The organism is Herbiconiux dendrobii (assembly GCF_052048175.1).
GTDB lineage: Bacteria > Actinomycetota > Actinomycetes > Actinomycetales > Microbacteriaceae > Herbiconiux.
The window spans coordinates 77,767-92,969 of sequence record NZ_JBLZQV010000006.1 but is presented as its reverse complement, the minus strand read 5'-3'; the positions used below and the strand labels follow the sequence as shown (position 1 = coordinate 92,969).

The window sequence follows — 15,203 nt, the reverse complement described above, 5'->3', positions numbered from 1 at the left end:
TCTGGGCGGCTCTAGTCTAACGATTCGCGCGCGATGGCCTGCATGTCCATCACGGCGGCGAACAACCAGCGGGTGAACTCTCCCTCGTCGGGGGCGTCGGCCGGGCGGTGCAGGGCGCAGTCCACCGCCGACATCACCATCGCCACGGCCAGCTGGGCCCGTGGGGGCGTGGTGCGCCGCTCGGCGAGGGCGAGCACGTCGCGGCGCAGCTCGGCCGCGAACTTGATGACGTCGGGCGCGATCTCCGGATGGCGCATCAGCACGTCGCGGATCGCCTCGCGGTCGAGGCCGTCGCGGCTGGTGGAGTCCATGATCGAGCCGATCAGGGTGCAGAGATCGCGCACCAGCCACCGCTCGCCCTCGTGTTCGAGGAAGCGCTCGCGCTGGGCATCCGTGATCTCGAACGAGGTCAGGCCCACCAGGGCCGAGACCTTCGACGGGAAGTAGTTGAAGAAGGTGCGGCTGGAGACGCCGGCCTCCGAGCAGATGGCGTCGACGGAGGCGTGCTCGACGCCGTTCGCCGCCACCAGGCGCAGGGCGGCCTCGTGGATGGCGGTGCGGGTCTCGGCCTTCTTGCGTTCCCGCAACGGGAGCGCAGCGGGAGGTGCCGAGGAGGGTGCGGTGGGGGTGTCAACAGACGTCATCGTCTCTCGATCCTGTCGATGAAGGCGCCCAGCAGGCGCGCGAAGGTGGTCACGTCGGCCGTGTCCCAGTCGTCGAAGGTGCCGGCGTAGGCGGCCTTGTTCTGCTGCCGGATGATCGCCATCCGTTCGAGCGTGTCGGCCGTGGGCGAGAACAGGCTCGCCCGACGGTCGTCGGGGTCGGGCTCGCTCGTGACGAAACCCAGGTCTTTCAGGATGCGCAGCTGCCGGCTCACGGCGCTCTTGTCCATGCCGACGGCGGCGATGACGGCGGCCGGGGTGACCGGATGCTGGGCCACGATCGTGCGCAGCACCGAGTAGCCCGAGGGCTGCAGCTCGGGCGAGAACCGGGCCGCGTTCTCGTGGATGGTGGCCCGCACCGCCCGGACGAGCCGAGCCATCTCGTCCTCCACGGCGAGAGTGGCATCGGCCCGTTCGTCTGAGGTCACAGCCCCAAGGGTATCGGCCCCGGGGGCGTCGGGCCCGATCACCGGGAGCTCGGCGGCCCCGGCGGCGTCGAGGCGGTGGCCGCATCATCCGGAGCCTCGTCCTGCCGGTGGTCGGCCTCGATGCGCTCCTCGCTCTGCGTGTCACCGGCGATCTCGGCGGCCGACACGGCCACCAGCGTGGCGGCCTCGGACTCGGCGATCTGCTCCACCGAGGTCTTCGTGCCGAGCGGGCGGTTCGGCAGGAACGCGATGGCGATGATCGAGATGACGGCCAGCGGGACGGCGATCAGGAACACGTCGGCGACCGCCTCGCCGTAGGCCGATTCGACCAGGGTGCGGATGGGTGCGGGCAGGGTGCTGAGATCGGGGATGCCGCCGCCCTCGAGCGAACCGGTCTGCGAGGGGTCGACCCCCATCGTCACCAGTCCGTCGGTGACCAGGGTGGTGATGCGGCTGCCGAGCACGGCGCCCATCACGCTCACGCCGATGGTGCCGCCGAGGCTGCGGAAGAACGCGACCGAGGCGCTGGCCGTGCCGATCTGGCGCGGATCCACCGCGTTCTGCACGATCAGCACGAGGTTCTGCATCACCATGCCGACGCCGGCGCCCATCACGAACATGTAGACGAACACGAGGGAGAAGCTGGTGTCGTAGCGGATGGTGCCCATCAGCAGGAGGCCGACGGTGAGCAGCACCGATCCGGTGACCATGTAGCGCTTCCACTTGCCGAAGCGGCTGATCAACTGGCCGGTGACCATCGAGGAGATGAGCACGCCGCCGATCATCGGGATGGTCAGCAGGCCCGACTCGGTGGGGGTCTTGCCCCGGGCGAGCTGCATGTACTGGCTGAGGAAGACGCTCGTGCCGAACATGGCCACGCCCACCGAGATGCTGGCGATGACGGCCAGCCAGAAGGTGCGGTTCTTGAACAGCGTCATCGGGATGATGGGCTCTTTGACCTTGAACTCGGTGAAGACGGCGAGGCCGAGCAGCACCACGGCACCGGCGACCATCAGGATGCTCGTGGCCGAGCCCCACTCGAACTGGTTGCCGGCCAGGGTGACCCACACCAGCAGCAGGGAGACGCCCGCGGCGATCAGCGCGGCGCCCAGGTAGTCGATCTTGACCGTGCGCTTGTGCGTGGGGATGTGCAGCGTGCGCTGCAGCAGGATGATGGCGGCCACCGCGAAGGGCACCGAGATGTAGAAGTTCCAGCGCCAGCCGGCCGAGTCGGTGATCACGCCGCCGAGCAGCGGGCCGCCGACCGTGGCCACGGCCATCACGGCGCCCAGCAGGCCCATGTACCGGCCACGCTCGCGGGGCGGGATGATGTCGGCCATCACGACCTGCACGAGGGCGGTGAGGCCGCCGGCGCCGAGACCCTGCAGCACCCGGAAGAAGATCAGCATCTCGGTGCTCTGCGCGAGCCCGGCGAGTCCCGATCCGACCACGAAGATCACCAGGGAGAGCTGGATGAGCAGCTTGCGGTTGGTGAGGTCGGCGAGCTTGCCCCAGATGGGCGTCGACACCGTCGTGGCGAGCAGGGTCGCGGTGACGACCCAGGTGTATCCGGACTGGGTGCCGCCCAGGTCACCGATGATCTTGGGCAGCGAGCTCGAGACGACGGTCGAGGCGAGCATCGCCACGAACATGCCGAGCAGGAGGCCGGACAGCGGGGCGAGCACCTCCCGCCGCATCTTCTGGGGTGCCGCGGGGGTGCCGGCGGCGGCTTTCGAAGTGGTGAGGGACACGGTTCTCCAGGACGTAGAAAGTTGATCGGCATCAACAATACTCAGATCGTTGATGCCGATCAACTAATTACTGCAGATCGTGCAAGATTTCTCGTTGTGCACGCGTCAGAGCTACTCCCCCGCGGTGATCGCCTCGGCCTCTTCGAGCTCGCCCTCCTCCTCGTGGTCGACGTGCGCGATGGCATGGTGACCCAGGATGATGACGAGCGAGGCGACGACGACGGATCCGGCGGCCACGTAGAACGGGGTCGCGGCCGTGAACGCTCCGGCGATGATGGAGGCGGCGGGCGGCGCGACCGCGCCACCCAGGAAGCGCACGGCCGAGTAGGCGGAGGAGGCGACCGGGCGGGGCAGATCCGTCGCCGCCATCACCGATTCGGTGAGCACGGTGTTCATCACGCCGAGCAGCGCACCGCCCACGACCACGCAGGTGATCAGGCCCGCCGTGCTCGACACGAGCAGGCCGGCGGCCACGAGGTCCAGGCCGAGGAGGATGAGCACCGTCCAGAGCACGCGGGTGCGCGGGATGCGGCGGGTCAGCCACGGGGCCACCCACACCGAGGTGATGGCCACCGCCAGACCCCAGCCGAAGAAGGTGAGGCCGAGGCCGATCTCGTCCAGCCCCAGCGGGAACGGCGTGTAGGCGAGCAGGATGAAGAAGCCGATGTTGTAGAACAGCGCCGCGATGGCGAGGATGGCCAGTGCCGGGCGGGTGAGGGCCTTGAACGGGGCGCTCAGCGGCGTGGGCACCGGCTTCTGCGGCGACTTCTTCATCAGGGTGGCGATGGCGATGAAGCCGATCGCCATCAGCACGCTGGTGCCGAAGAACGGTCCGCGCCAGCTGATCGAGCCGAGCAGTCCGCCGAGCAGCGGGCCGATCGCGATGCCGAGACCGAGTGCGGCCTCGTACAGGATGATCGCCGAGCTCGCTCCCCCGCTGGCCGCGCCCACGATCGTGGCGAGGGCGGTGGAGATGAACAGGGCGTTGCCGAGGCCCCAGCCGGCGCGGAAGCCGATGACCTGCTCGACGCTGCCGGAGAGGCCTGCTGCGAGGGCGAAGGCCACGATCAGGGCGAGGCCGATCAGCAGCGTGGTGCGGGCGCCGATGCGGGTCGAGATCCAGCTCGTGAAGAGCATCGCGAAGCCGGTGATCAGCAGGTAGCTGGTGAACAGCAGGCTGGTCTGCGTCTGCGTGGCGTCGAGGCTGTCGGCGATGGCGGGGAGGATCGGGTCGACCAGGCCGATGCCCATGAAGGCGATGACGCAGGCGAAGGCCACGGCCCAGACGGCCTTGGGCTGATGCAGGATCGAGTTCTTGGGGGCGGCGGTCTTGTGGGCGGTGGGCTCGTGGCCGCTGGTGGCGGGCGTGTTCGGCGTCGGGGTTCCGGCGCCCTTCGCGGTGTCGGCGGGGGCGCTCATGCTCAGGCCGCCTTCACGGTCGACTCGGCCCGCACATCCGTGCACTCGTGCAGCAGGTCGAGGGCGCGGCCGATGGTGTCGAGCTCGGCGTGGTCGAGGTGGTCGAACATCGGGGCGAGAGCCTGGCCGAGGCGGTCGCGCCACTCGGCGAGGGCGCGCATCCCCTTGGGGGCGAGGGCGATCTGCCAGGCGCGGGCGTCGTCGACGTCGGCGATCCGGCGGATCCACTCGAGCTCGTTGAGGTTCGCCACGATCTTGGTCATGGTGGGCTGCGAGACCCGGCTCTGCTTGGCGAGCTCGCCGAGCCGCATGGGCCCGAAGGTGCTGAGCACGCTGAGGGTGCGCCAGGTGGCGGGAGACGTGGACTCGCCCGTGGCCTGAGCGGCGATGCGGGTGAGGCGGTGCGTGACCGACACGAGGTCGGAGAGCAGTTCGGAGAGATCCTGTTGGGGTTCGATGACTGTGTTCACAGTCAACTAGTTTACATAGCCAAACTATCTATGTGTCACTCTTTCGCCGATCCGTCACATAATCCCGTTATCCCGGAGCGATAACGGCATCAGATGACGGGTCGGCGGGGGTTCGGTCAGGCGAGAGGCTTCACGTCGAGGGTGGCGGCATCCGTGGTCTCGCGGCCAACGAGGGCGAAGGAGGCGAAGCCGGCGGATGCGGAGCGGTCGAGCAGCGGGGCGAGGTTCTTCGTGCGGCGCTCGAGGCGCACGCGGGTGCCCCGGGACACGAGCTGCGTCTTGAGCGAGAGCAGGCGGGCCGGATCGGCGGCCTTGTCGTGCACGAGCACGATCGACTCGAGGTCGCCGGATGCGGGATCCTCGATCAGGTCGATGATGCGCTCGAAGCCGATCGAGAAGCCGCAGGCCGGCACGTCTTCGCCGAGGAAGCGGCCGATCATGCCGTCGTAGCGGCCACCGCCGCCGAGCGAGAACGAGAAGTCGGGGTGCTCGATCTCGAAGATGGTGCCGGTGTAGTAGCCCATCCCGCGCACGAGGAAGGGATCGAACACGAGCTCGCCCGCCACGTCGGCGGCGCGCAGCGCAAGGCCGATCTCGGCCAGCGCGGTGACCGCCTCGGGGGCGACGCCGGCCGGCAGCGCCGACGCGACGGCTTCGGCCGTCAGCGGAGTCGACTCGACCGGGAGCACGTCGCCCTCGGCCATGTCGCCGGCCCCGGCACCGGCGCCATCTGCCGCCGCCGCGGGTGGCGAGGCGGCGAAGTAGGCCTCGAGGGCGTCGACGGCCGCATCCGTCGCCCCCTTGCCGCGCAGTTCGTCGATGACGCCGGAGGTGCCGACCTTGTCGAGCTTGTCGACCGTGATCAGCACCGAGGAGTGCTCGGCGGGGGCGAAGCCGAAGGCGTCGAGCATCCCGAACAGGATGCGGCGGTCGTTGATGCGGATGCGGCAGCCCTTCAGGCCCAGGGCGTCGAGCGTGGCCAGGGTGGCCGTGAGCAGTTCGACCTCGGCCAGGATGCCGGCCTCGCCGATGATGTCGATGTCGCACTGCACGAACTGGCGGTAGCGACCCTTCTGCGGGCGCTCGGCCCGCCAGACCGGGGCGATCTGCACCGAGCGGAACACCTGCGGCAGGTTCGCGCGGTGGGTGGCGTAGAAGCGCGCGAGCGGCACGGTGAGGTCGAAACGGAGGCCGAGGTCGGCGAGCTCGTCGGCGTCACCGGATGCCGCGGCGGCGGCCAGTGCGTCGGCATCGAGACCGCGCTTCAGCACGTTGAAGGCGAGCTTCTCGTTGTCGCCGCCGAGGCCGGCGTGCAGGCGCGCGTAGTCCTCCACCACGGGCGTCTCGATCTCGTCGAAGCCGTGCACCGCGTAGGTGGCGCGGATGAGGCCGAGCACCCGCTCCCTCTTCGCCTTGTCGGCCGGCAGGAAATCGCGCATGCCGCGCGGGGGTGAGACGGGAGAAGCCATGGGTTCAAGGGTAGCGAGTGCGGCGGCGGGCCAAATCCCCGGTCCGCACTAGTGATCGATGCTCACTTAATGCCAGACTGTCTCCCACGAGATCGCGAGGTGCCCCCATGGTCCAGCAGCAACGCGCCGACGAGTTCGACCTGACTGCCCTGAACGAGCGTCTGGACGGGCACGCCCTGCGGGAGTTCCGCCGTCGGGTCGCCCCGCCGCGAAAGCATCCGCTCGCTCGCGTGCTGAGCTTTCTCGGCGGCGCGGTGATCATCCTGTTCCTCGGTCTCTCCCTCAGCGGCTGGGAGCTTGAACTCGTGCCCTGGATCACCCTCGGCATCGCGGTGCTGTGGGTGATCGCCTGGGTGCTGACCCAGCGCGCGGCCCGCCGGCGCATCCGTCTGCGCTATAGGCTCAGCCGTCTCGCGGCGGCGAACGGCTTCACGATCGAGTTCGATCGCCGCGACGAGATGCCCGCCCGGCTGGCGGCGCTCGGCACGCCCGGCACACCTGGCACGCCTGGCACGCCTGGCACGCCTGGCACGCCCGGCACCGAGCCCATCACACTGATCCGGCTGCGCTCGACGGGCTCCCTCGCTGCCTCCGACGTGCCGTCGTCGACCGTCGACCGGGCGTTCCCGTGCCTGGAGATCGGCCTGCACGCGCACGAAGAGGTGATGCCGCACGCCACCTCGGCCACCGCGACCGTGCTCACCGTGTACGTGCTGCGGGCCGCGCGCTTCGACGCGGTGGCCTCCGCCGTCCCGCTCCCGGCGAGCGAGCCCGCCACGTTCGCCATCGGTCCGGCCGACGACGAGGTGCACATCCGCTACGAGGCCACGGACCAGGTGCGCCTGGCCGTCTTCGCCGACCCGGCCGACTTCGGAGACCCCGCCACCTGGCGCCGAATCGCCGCGGTCACGGCCTGGCTCGCCGTGGCCTGAGCAGCTCGGCTCTCACGAAGATGCCGCTCTCCCCCTCAACGTTCACGTCGAATTGCGCCCCTCGTTCGTCAGCGGCACCGCGTGAGGTCGAGCACTGGCCTTCCCAGGCTCGCCGGGCCCCCGAGCAGGGTCGCCGCGGTCACGGATGGCGAGTCGATCAGATCGAGGGTGGCAGCAGGCACGCAGTCTGGACGACTGAGCAGCAGCGGGGCGTCTCGGGAGGCGGCGAGGACACCGCCGGTCAGGGCGTCGGAATACGTCGCGCCGGTCGCCAGGAAGACCTCACTCGAATCGGGGAAGTAGCGGTCTGCGACCGCGGCGGCGACCTCGTACCGGTCGGCTCCTCCGATACGTGTCACAGCTCCCGGGCGCAGCGACTGCAACTGCGACTGGATGCCGGGCGACACGGACGCCGGCCCACCGACGATCACCACCGAAGCCGCACCGAGGCGCTTCAGGGCGTCGAGGGTCGGAGCGTCCAGGGAGTCGGCGCCGCCGTTCACGAGGAGCACCGGCGCCTGCTTCGAGGCCGCAGCAGGCACCGCGGCCAGTGCGTCGGGGAAGGTCGTTCCCGTCGCGATGAACACGGTCGTGGCCGCGCCGGGGAACGGGTAGGCGTCGCTCAGCGCGAGTCCGCGCGACACCGCATACCGGTCGGCGCCCCGGATTCGCTCGGCCTGGTTGTTCGTGGACGCCTGGTCGGCGAGAAGGAGGGACCACTCGCGCGAGACCGTGGCCTCGCCTCCTGAGATCACGATATCGCCCGGGTACAACCGCCCGATCTCGCTGACGGACTCCATCGGAGCCTGATACGGCGGACGTCCGGCGGGGAGCAGCAGCAAAGCGCCGTGGTGCACAGCGGCATCGGCCGCGGCGCTGAGGGCATCGGCGAAGGCCCCGCCGTCGGCGGCGTAGACCACCGGAACACTGAAATCGGGGAAGGAGTCAGACCGTGTTCCGCCGGGGAACTGCGCCTGCGAATAAGCGATGGCACCCAGGTAGCGGTCGGCCCCTGAGATGCGCGTGGTGAGGATGTCGCGGGATACCGCGGAATGCACCACCGTCGCCGACGTCGCGACGCTCACCTGTTCGCGCCCGATCGTCTGCTGTACACGCACTACGGTGCGACCGTTACCCGTCAGGAAGGGTTCCGCGTTCAGGTCGGAGAGCGCGACGCGCGTGGTTCCCTCGGCCGGCTGGGAGAGTTCCGCCTCTGCGGTCGTCGCCGCGTCGGTGGTCGAGAGCACGGTGCCCGTCGCGTCCGGACCGAAGGGCATACCCGTCAGGTCGATCGTCCGGGTCTCCGACAACGCCGGAGGAGCGGACGCGTCGGCCGGAGCAGCCCAGTACATCGTGCGGTACGCGAAGTCACTCGGCGTCGCGGCGGACAGGTCGACTCGATAATCCGCGGGCTCGGCGGCGGGGGCCGGTGCCAGCTTCACACTGATCGAGATTCCGCTGTAAAGGCCGTACGACCCCGTCTCACCTTCGTAGAGCGATGGCGGATAGGACTCCGTGGCCATCGAGGCCGACGCAGCGAGTGTGAGGCTGAGGTTGTAGAAGCCGTCCGGCGTGGGAGGGGTGTCCGGGGACGTGAAGAATCCCTCCTTGATGGGAATGGTGACCGAATTCGTCGACGGGTCGACCGTCACGGTCGCACTCATGGGCGCATGAGAGCCGCGGATGCGCGACGAGAGCTCCGTGAGGTCGAAATCGGCCAGCTCCGGCGGCAGGGTGATCGTGAACGTCGTGGCAGAAACGGAGAAGGGCGTCGCCGACAGGTCATAGGAGGCGCTGAGATTCCTCAGGTACGGCGCCGACGCCACGGCCACCTCGGTGGTCGAGGCCTCCGCTGCGGGTGCGGTGGTCTCGACCACCGCATTCGCCGGCGAGACGAGCCCGCCCACCAGCAGCGACGCGACCGCCACCGCCACACCCGCTCGCAGGCTCCAGCGCATCCGTCACTCCCCCGTAGATCGACACCAGTTGCACGATCGTAGCGTCTTCGGGGGTGGTCAAGTAGCGGGGGTGGACTCCGCGGCGGCGATCTCCTCGCGGAGGCCGCGGAGCGTGCTGCGGAGGGCTCGCTCGGCGTCGAGACCCTGCGCTTTCGCCGAGGCCACGATCGCCAGCAGCAGGGGGCCGAGCTCGTCTTCGGAGGCGACCGGCACGATCGCCGGCGCATCCTTCTCGAGCACGCCCACCTTGTGGGCTTTGCCGATGAGCTTGTCGGCGAGGGCGAGCGAGGGCATGCCGAGCGGGATGCCGTCGAGCACGCTGGTGCGGCTGGGCTTCTCGCGCGCCTTGAACGAGTCCCAGGCGTTCTCGACGTCGCCTGCGGTCTCGAGGTCGAGGTCGCCGAAGACGTGCGGATGCCGGCCCACCATCTTCGCGGTCATGTGCGCGGCCACGTCCTCGATCGTGAAGTCCTCGCCCGGGGTGTTCGCCGCGATGTCGGTGTGGAACACCACCTGGTAGAGCACGTCGCCGAGCTCCTCGATCATCTCCTCACGCGACCCCGTCTCGATCGCGTCGATCAGCTCGTGTGTCTCCTCGGTGAGGTACTGCACGAGCGACGCGTGCGTCTGCTCGGCGTCCCACGGGCATCCGCCGGGCGCCCGCAGCAGCGCGGTCACCTTCACGAGCCGCTCGAGTTCGGTCGGGGCATCCGGGATCTCAGCCATGTGCCCAGCCTCCCACGCCGCACTCTGGTCGCGCGATCACGTCCAACCCGCGGGGTTTGGACGTGATCGCGCTACCCGGCCACCATCAGGTGGTGGCGGGGGTCTTCGCCGGGGCGAAGATCGCGTCGAGGAGGGCCGAGGTCCAGTTGATGAGGGCGGCATCGGCGAGCGGGGCGCCGTCGACCACGGGGAGCGGGATGGAGACTGCGTTCGTCTGGGCGAANCCCCCCCCCGCTACCCGGCCACCATCAGGTGGTGGCGGGGGTCTTCGCCGGGGCGAAGATCGCGTCGAGGAGGGCCGAGGTCCAGTTGATGAGGGCGGCATCGGCGAGCGGGGCGCCGTCGACCACGGGGAGCGGGATGGAGACTGCGTTCGTCTGGGCGAAGTACTTCGAGCCGGGGTACATGCGCTGCAGGCGCACCTGGATCGAGTCGGCCAGGTCGGCCGGCGCGACACGGAGGTTCGATCCCATCGTGACGACCTCGCTCAGCGAGGCCTTCTGGGCCTGACGGCGCAGGCGCGACACCGCGATCAGGTTCGACACCTCGGCCGGCGGCTCGCCGTAGCGGTCGGTCAGCTCTTCGATCACGCGGTCGATCGAGTCGTCGGAGGCCGTGGGCGCCGACGCGGTCGAGAGCTTCTGGTAGGCCTCGAGGCGCAGGCGCTCGCTGTCGACGTAGTCCTCGGGGATGTGCGCGTCCACCGGCAGCTCGAGCCGCAGCTCGGTCTGGCCCTCCGCCACGTCGCCGCGGAAGGTGGAGACGGCCTCGCCGATCATCCGCAGGTAGAGGTCGAAGCCGACACCTGCGATGTGGCCGGCCTGCTCGCCGCCGAGCAGATTGCCGGCACCGCGGATCTCGAGGTCTTTCAGCGCCACCTGGATGCCCGAGCCGAGCTCGTTGTTGGCCGCCAGCGTCGACAGGCGGTCGTTCGCCGTCTCGGACAGCGGCTTGTGCTCGTCGAACAGCAGGTACGCATACGCCCGCTCGCGCCCACGGCCCACCCGCCCACGCAGCTGGTGCAGCTGCGACAGGCCGTACTTGTCGGCCCGGTCGACGATCAGCGTGTTCGCGTTCGCGATGTCGATGCCGGTCTCGATGATCGTGGTCGACACGAGCACGTCGAACTTGCGCTCCCAGAAGTCGACGATCACCTGTTCGAGCACGTGCTCGTTCATCTGACCGTGCGCCACCGCGATCCGCGCCTCGGGCACCAGCTCGGCCAGCTGCGCCGCGATCTTGTTGATCGACGACACCCGGTTGTGCACGAAGAACACCTGGCCCTCGCGCAGCAGCTCGCGCCGGATGGCGGCCGAGACCTGCTTGTCGGAATAGGGCCCGACGAAGGTGAGGATCGGATGCCGGTCTTCCGGCGGCGTCGCGAGCGTCGACATCTCGCGGATGCCGGTGACCGCCATCTCCAGCGTGCGCGGGATCGGCGTCGCACTCATGGCGAGGATGTCGACGTTGGTCTTGAGCTTCTTCAGCTGGTCTTTGTGCTCCACCCCGAAGCGCTGCTCCTCGTCGATGATGAGCAGGCCCAGGTCTTTGAAGGCGATGTTGTCGCTCAGGATGCGATGGGTCGCGATCACGATGTCGACCGTGCCGTCGGCCAGCCCCGCGATGGTCTCCTTCATCTCTTTGTCGGTCTGGAAGCGGCTGAGCGCCTTGAGGTGCACCGGGAAGCCGGCGAAGCGCTCGGCGAAGGTCTCCATGTGCTGACGCACCAGAAGCGTGGTGGGAACGAGCATCGCGACCTGTTTGCCGTCTTGAACCGCCTTGAACGCGGCCCGGATGGCGATCTCGGTCTTGCCGAAGCCCACGTCGCCCGAGAGCAGGCGGTCCATCGGGATCGGCCGCTCCATGTCGGCCTTCACCTCGTCGATGACGGTGAGCTGGTCGGGCGTCTCCTGGAACGGGAACGACTCCTCCAGCTCGTGCTGCCACGGGGTGTCGGGGCCGAAGGCGTGCCCCTTCGACGCCATCCGCGCCGAGTAGAGCTTCACGAGCTCGACCGCGATGTCGCGAACGGCCTTGCGCGCCTTGCTCTTGGCGCCGGCCCAGTCGCTGCCGCCCATCTTGCTGAGGCCCGGAGCCTCGCCGCCGACGTAGCGGCTGAGCAGGTCGAGCTGGTCGGTGGGCACGTAGAGCTTGTCGCCCGGGTAGCCGCGCTTGCTCGGCGCGTACTCGATGACGAGGTACTCACGGGTGGTCTTCACCGCGTTGCGGCCGCCGGACGACACCTCCCGCTGCGTCAGCTCGAGGAACTTGCCGATGCCGTGGGTCTGATGCACCACGAAGTCGCCGGTCTTCAGCTGAAGCGGGTCGACCACGTTCTTGCGACGGCTCGCCAGCTTCTTCACCTGGCGGGTGTCGTAGCCGACGGTGCGGCCGTAGAACTCGGTCTCACCGATCAGCGCGAGCTTCAGCTCGGGCAGCTCGAAGCCGTGCTCGACCGCGGCCTTCAGCAGGTAGGCGACGCCGGTGTCGGGAGACTCAGGGAAGTCGTCGACCATCCGGCCCGGCACGTTCCGCTCGGCGAGCACGTCGGCGGCGCGCTCGACCAGGCCCTGGCCCTTGGCGGCCACGGCGACGACCCAGCCGTCGGCGAGGCGCGCGGCGACGTGCTGGATGGCGCCCTCGGCGTTGCCCTGGAAGCTCGGCACCGCGTCGGCGGCGATGCGCAGCGTGAGGTGCTCTTCGAGCTCGCGGTGCTCCGGCAGGATCTCCTCCTCGGAGGGACCCTGCTGGAACTCGCTCAGCGTCCACCACGCCCGACCGGTGCCGGCGGCGTCGCGGAGCGCGTTGAGCGTGATGAACTCGCCCGAGGCCAGGTCGATCGGCGCCTCGGCCCCGGCGGTGGCGGCCGTCCAGGCGGCGGCGAGGAACTCGCGGTTCGTCTCGGAGAGGTTCAGCGCCCGGGTGGCGACGCGCTCGGGGCCGACGACGGCGACCGCCGCGCCCTTCGGCAGGTAGTGCGCCACGGTCACGAGCTCGTCGAGCAGGGCGGGTGCCAGCGACTCCATACCCTCGACCGGAATGCCCTCCGCGATCTTCTCGAGCATCCCCGAGAGGCTCGGGAACTCGTGCTGCATCTCGCGGGCGCGCTGGCGCACCGCATCGTCGAGCAGCAGCTCGCGGCTCGGCGGCAGGCTCACGCTGCCCACCGCATCCGGCAGCGAGCGCTGGTCGGCCACCGAGAACGCGCGGATCTCGTCGACCTCGTCGCCGAAGAAGTCGACGCGGTACGGATGCTCGGCGACGGGCGGGAACACGTCGAGGATGCCGCCGCGCACGGCGTACTCGCCTCGCCGGGTGACCATGTCGACGCGCGAGTACGCGAGTTCGACCAGCTGCAGCGACAGCGCCGAGAGGTCGAAGCCGCGGGCGCCCTTCTGCAGCACGATCGGCTCGAGATCGGCGAGGTTCGCGGCCAGCGGCTGCAGGGCCGCGCGCACCGAGGCCACGACCACCATCGGCGCCGGGTTCTCGCCGGCATCGCGGGCGCGCTGCCACAGCACGAGCCGGCGCAGCGCCTCGATGCGCTTGCCGACGATCTCGGCGCTCGGGCTCAGGCGCTCGTGCGGCAGGGTCTCCCACGCCGGGAACTCGACGATGTCGGTGTCAGGGGCGAAGCATCCGAGGGCCTCGCGCAGCTTCTCCGACTCGCGCCCGGTGGCCGTGACGACCATCATCACCGCGGGCAGGTCGCGCTCGGCCCGCCGCGCGAGCAGCGCCGCGAGGAACGGCGCGCGGATGCCCTCCGGCAGCGAGAAGTCGCTGTCGCGACCGGCGTTCGCCAGGGCCTTATCGAACGTGGAGGCGCGCGCGAGTACGTCGATAATCCCTTGGAGAGTCACCCCCTGAGTTTACGCGGACCCTCCGACATCCGGTCGCGCGTGCGATTCCCGGGCGGACGGATGCGGCTCAGGCCGTGTGCACCTTCAGCTGGGCGGCCGTGAGGCCCGAAGCGGCGATCAGCTCGACCGCGTCGGCCGCGTCGACGACGAGGTTCGGCAGGGTGTCGCGCTCCACCGACGAGAAGTTCTGCAGCACGAAGTCGGCGGCCTGCATGCGGCCGGGCGGGCGGCCGATGCCGACGCGCACCCGGATGAAGTCGGCCGATCCGGTGGCCTGGATGATGTCGCGGAGGCCGTTGTGGCCGCCGTGCCCGCCACCCTGCTTGAGCTTGAGGGTGTCGAACGGGATGTCGAGCTCGTCGTGCACCACGATCAGGCGCTCGGGCGGGATGCCGTAGAACTTCAGGAGGCCGTTGACCGGGCCCCCGGAGACGTTCATGTACGTGTTCGGGTTCGCCACGACGAGACGCGGGCCGCCGGGGACGGTGCGTCCCTCGGCGACCCGCGCGTTCGTCTTGTGCGACTTGAACGCGGCGCGCATCCGCTCGGCCAGCTCGGCGGTGACCATCTGGCCCACGTTGTGCCGGTTGGCCGCGTAGCCGGGCCCGGGGTTGCCGAGGCCGACCACGAGCCACGCGTCGGTGTCGCTCACGTTCGAAGAGGTTCGTCGCAGCAGTGCGAGAAGGCGCAGCGCGCTTACTCGGCGTCGGGGGCCGGGCTGACCGACTCGGCCGCACCCTCGCCCTCGGCGGGCTCTTCGTCGGTCTCCTCGGCGGGGATGGAGATACCGACGATGACGGTCTCCTCGTCGCTGATGAGGGTCGCGCCGGCGGGCAGCGTGATGTCGGAGGCGTGCACCAGCGAGCCGTCTTCCAGTCCCTCGATCGAGACCGTGACGCTCTCGGGGATGTGGGTGGCCTCGACCTCGAGGAGCACGGTGTTGGCGTCCTGCGTGGCGATGGTGCCGGGAGCCGACTCGCCCTCGAGGTGCACGTTGACCTCGACCTGCACCTTCTCACCCTTGCGGATGACGACGAGGTCGATGTGCTCGATGATCTGGAGCACGGGGTCTTTCTGCACGTCCTTCACCAGGGCGAGCGACTCGACGCCGTCGATGGTGAGCTCGAGCACCTGGTTCGACTTGCGCAGGATGAGCGCGGTCTGGTGGCCGGGCAGGCTGATGTGCTGCGGCTCGGTGCCGTGGCCGTAGATGACGGCGGGGATCTTGCCGGCGGCGCGCGTGCGACGGGCGAAGCCCTTGCCGAACTGGGTGCGGGTCTCCGCGGTGATCTTGGTGTCGTCGCTCATGGTTCTACTCCTCGTGCGAGCCGCTGGGCCCGCTGTAGTCGACGAGCGCTGGGCCCGCCTGATGTGTGGTTTTCAACTCGACCGCGTGAAGCGAGAGGAAAGACGTGTTAAGGCCCAGTCCACCGCGTCGATAACGGATGCTCGCGGTTGCGTGTGCATCCCTCGCCGAAGTTCAGTCACCAAGCCTAGCGCATCCGCTCGTGCGCATACCCGCTCTACT

Annotated in this window: 12 protein-coding genes; 1 reads left to right on the top strand and 11 read right to left on the bottom strand. The window is 69.5% G+C overall.

What is annotated here, in order from left to right; all coding sequences use genetic code 11:
- Nucleotides 1-11 precede the first annotated feature (11 nt).
- From ACN4JJ_RS17335 to hisS, 6 genes are all read right to left on the bottom strand, one after another.
- On the bottom strand, nucleotides 12-644 hold the full coding sequence (locus ACN4JJ_RS17335) for a TetR/AcrR family transcriptional regulator (RefSeq protein ID WP_440711151.1): 633 nt from the start codon (nucleotides 642-644) through the stop codon (nucleotides 12-14).
- On the bottom strand, nucleotides 641-1,090 hold the full coding sequence (locus ACN4JJ_RS17330) for a MarR family winged helix-turn-helix transcriptional regulator (RefSeq protein ID WP_440711150.1): 450 nt from the start codon (nucleotides 1,088-1,090) through the stop codon (nucleotides 641-643). The genes ACN4JJ_RS17335 and ACN4JJ_RS17330 overlap by 4 nt, the downstream gene beginning before the upstream one ends.
- A 38-nt stretch (nucleotides 1,091-1,128) precedes the next feature.
- Nucleotides 1,129-2,787 carry an MDR family MFS transporter gene (locus tag ACN4JJ_RS17325; RefSeq protein ID WP_440711252.1) on the bottom strand — a complete coding sequence of 553 codons (1,659 nt, stop codon included), beginning with the start codon at nucleotides 2,785-2,787 and terminating at the stop codon, nucleotides 1,129-1,131.
- Nucleotides 2,788-2,952: 165 nt separating this feature from the next.
- Nucleotides 2,953-4,260 (bottom strand): MFS transporter, encoded by a 1,308-nt coding sequence (locus ACN4JJ_RS17320; RefSeq protein ID WP_440711149.1) that lies wholly within the window; start codon nucleotides 4,258-4,260, stop codon nucleotides 2,953-2,955.
- A 2-nt stretch (nucleotides 4,261-4,262) separates the two neighbouring features.
- Nucleotides 4,263-4,730 carry a MarR family winged helix-turn-helix transcriptional regulator gene (locus tag ACN4JJ_RS17315; protein WP_440711148.1) on the bottom strand — a complete coding sequence of 156 codons (468 nt, stop codon included), beginning with the start codon at nucleotides 4,728-4,730 and terminating at the stop codon, nucleotides 4,263-4,265.
- 116 nt (nucleotides 4,731-4,846) lie between these two features.
- On the bottom strand, nucleotides 4,847-6,199 hold the full coding sequence (hisS, locus tag ACN4JJ_RS17310) for a histidine--tRNA ligase (protein WP_440711147.1): 1,353 nt from the start codon (nucleotides 6,197-6,199) through the stop codon (nucleotides 4,847-4,849).
- 107 nt (nucleotides 6,200-6,306) lie between these two features.
- Here hisS and ACN4JJ_RS17305 point away from each other — a divergent pair, with 107 nt between their 5' ends.
- Nucleotides 6,307-7,131 carry a hypothetical protein gene (locus ACN4JJ_RS17305; protein ID WP_440711146.1) on the top strand — a complete coding sequence of 275 codons (825 nt, stop codon included), beginning with the start codon at nucleotides 6,307-6,309 and terminating at the stop codon, nucleotides 7,129-7,131.
- A 68-nt stretch (nucleotides 7,132-7,199) separates the two neighbouring features.
- On the opposite strand, the gene ACN4JJ_RS17300 is transcribed toward ACN4JJ_RS17305, so the two are convergent.
- From ACN4JJ_RS17300 to ACN4JJ_RS17280, 5 genes are all read right to left on the bottom strand, one after another.
- The gene (locus tag ACN4JJ_RS17300) at nucleotides 7,200-9,089 is read right to left on the bottom strand and encodes a cell wall-binding repeat-containing protein (protein WP_440711145.1); all 1,890 of its coding nucleotides are present in this window, start codon (nucleotides 9,087-9,089) and stop codon (nucleotides 7,200-7,202) included.
- Nucleotides 9,090-9,146: 57 nt separating this feature from the next.
- On the bottom strand, nucleotides 9,147-9,815 hold the full coding sequence (locus ACN4JJ_RS17295; RefSeq protein ID WP_440711144.1) for a nucleoside triphosphate pyrophosphohydrolase: 669 nt from the start codon (nucleotides 9,813-9,815) through the stop codon (nucleotides 9,147-9,149).
- Nucleotides 9,816-10,063: 248 nt separating this feature from the next.
- Nucleotides 10,064-13,675, bottom strand: coding sequence for a transcription-repair coupling factor (gene mfd / locus ACN4JJ_RS17290; RefSeq protein WP_440711143.1), 3,612 nt, complete (start codon nucleotides 13,673-13,675; stop codon nucleotides 10,064-10,066).
- A 67-nt stretch (nucleotides 13,676-13,742) separates the two neighbouring features.
- Nucleotides 13,743-14,327: an aminoacyl-tRNA hydrolase gene (gene pth, locus ACN4JJ_RS17285; RefSeq protein WP_440711142.1), complete on the bottom strand. Its 585-nt coding sequence runs from the start codon at nucleotides 14,325-14,327 to the stop codon at nucleotides 13,743-13,745.
- Nucleotides 14,328-14,371: 44 nt separating this feature from the next.
- Entirely contained in the window at nucleotides 14,372-14,983 is a 612-nt protein-coding gene (locus ACN4JJ_RS17280) for a 50S ribosomal protein L25/general stress protein Ctc (protein ID WP_440711141.1), read from the bottom strand.
- Nucleotides 14,984-15,203 lie beyond the last annotated feature (220 nt).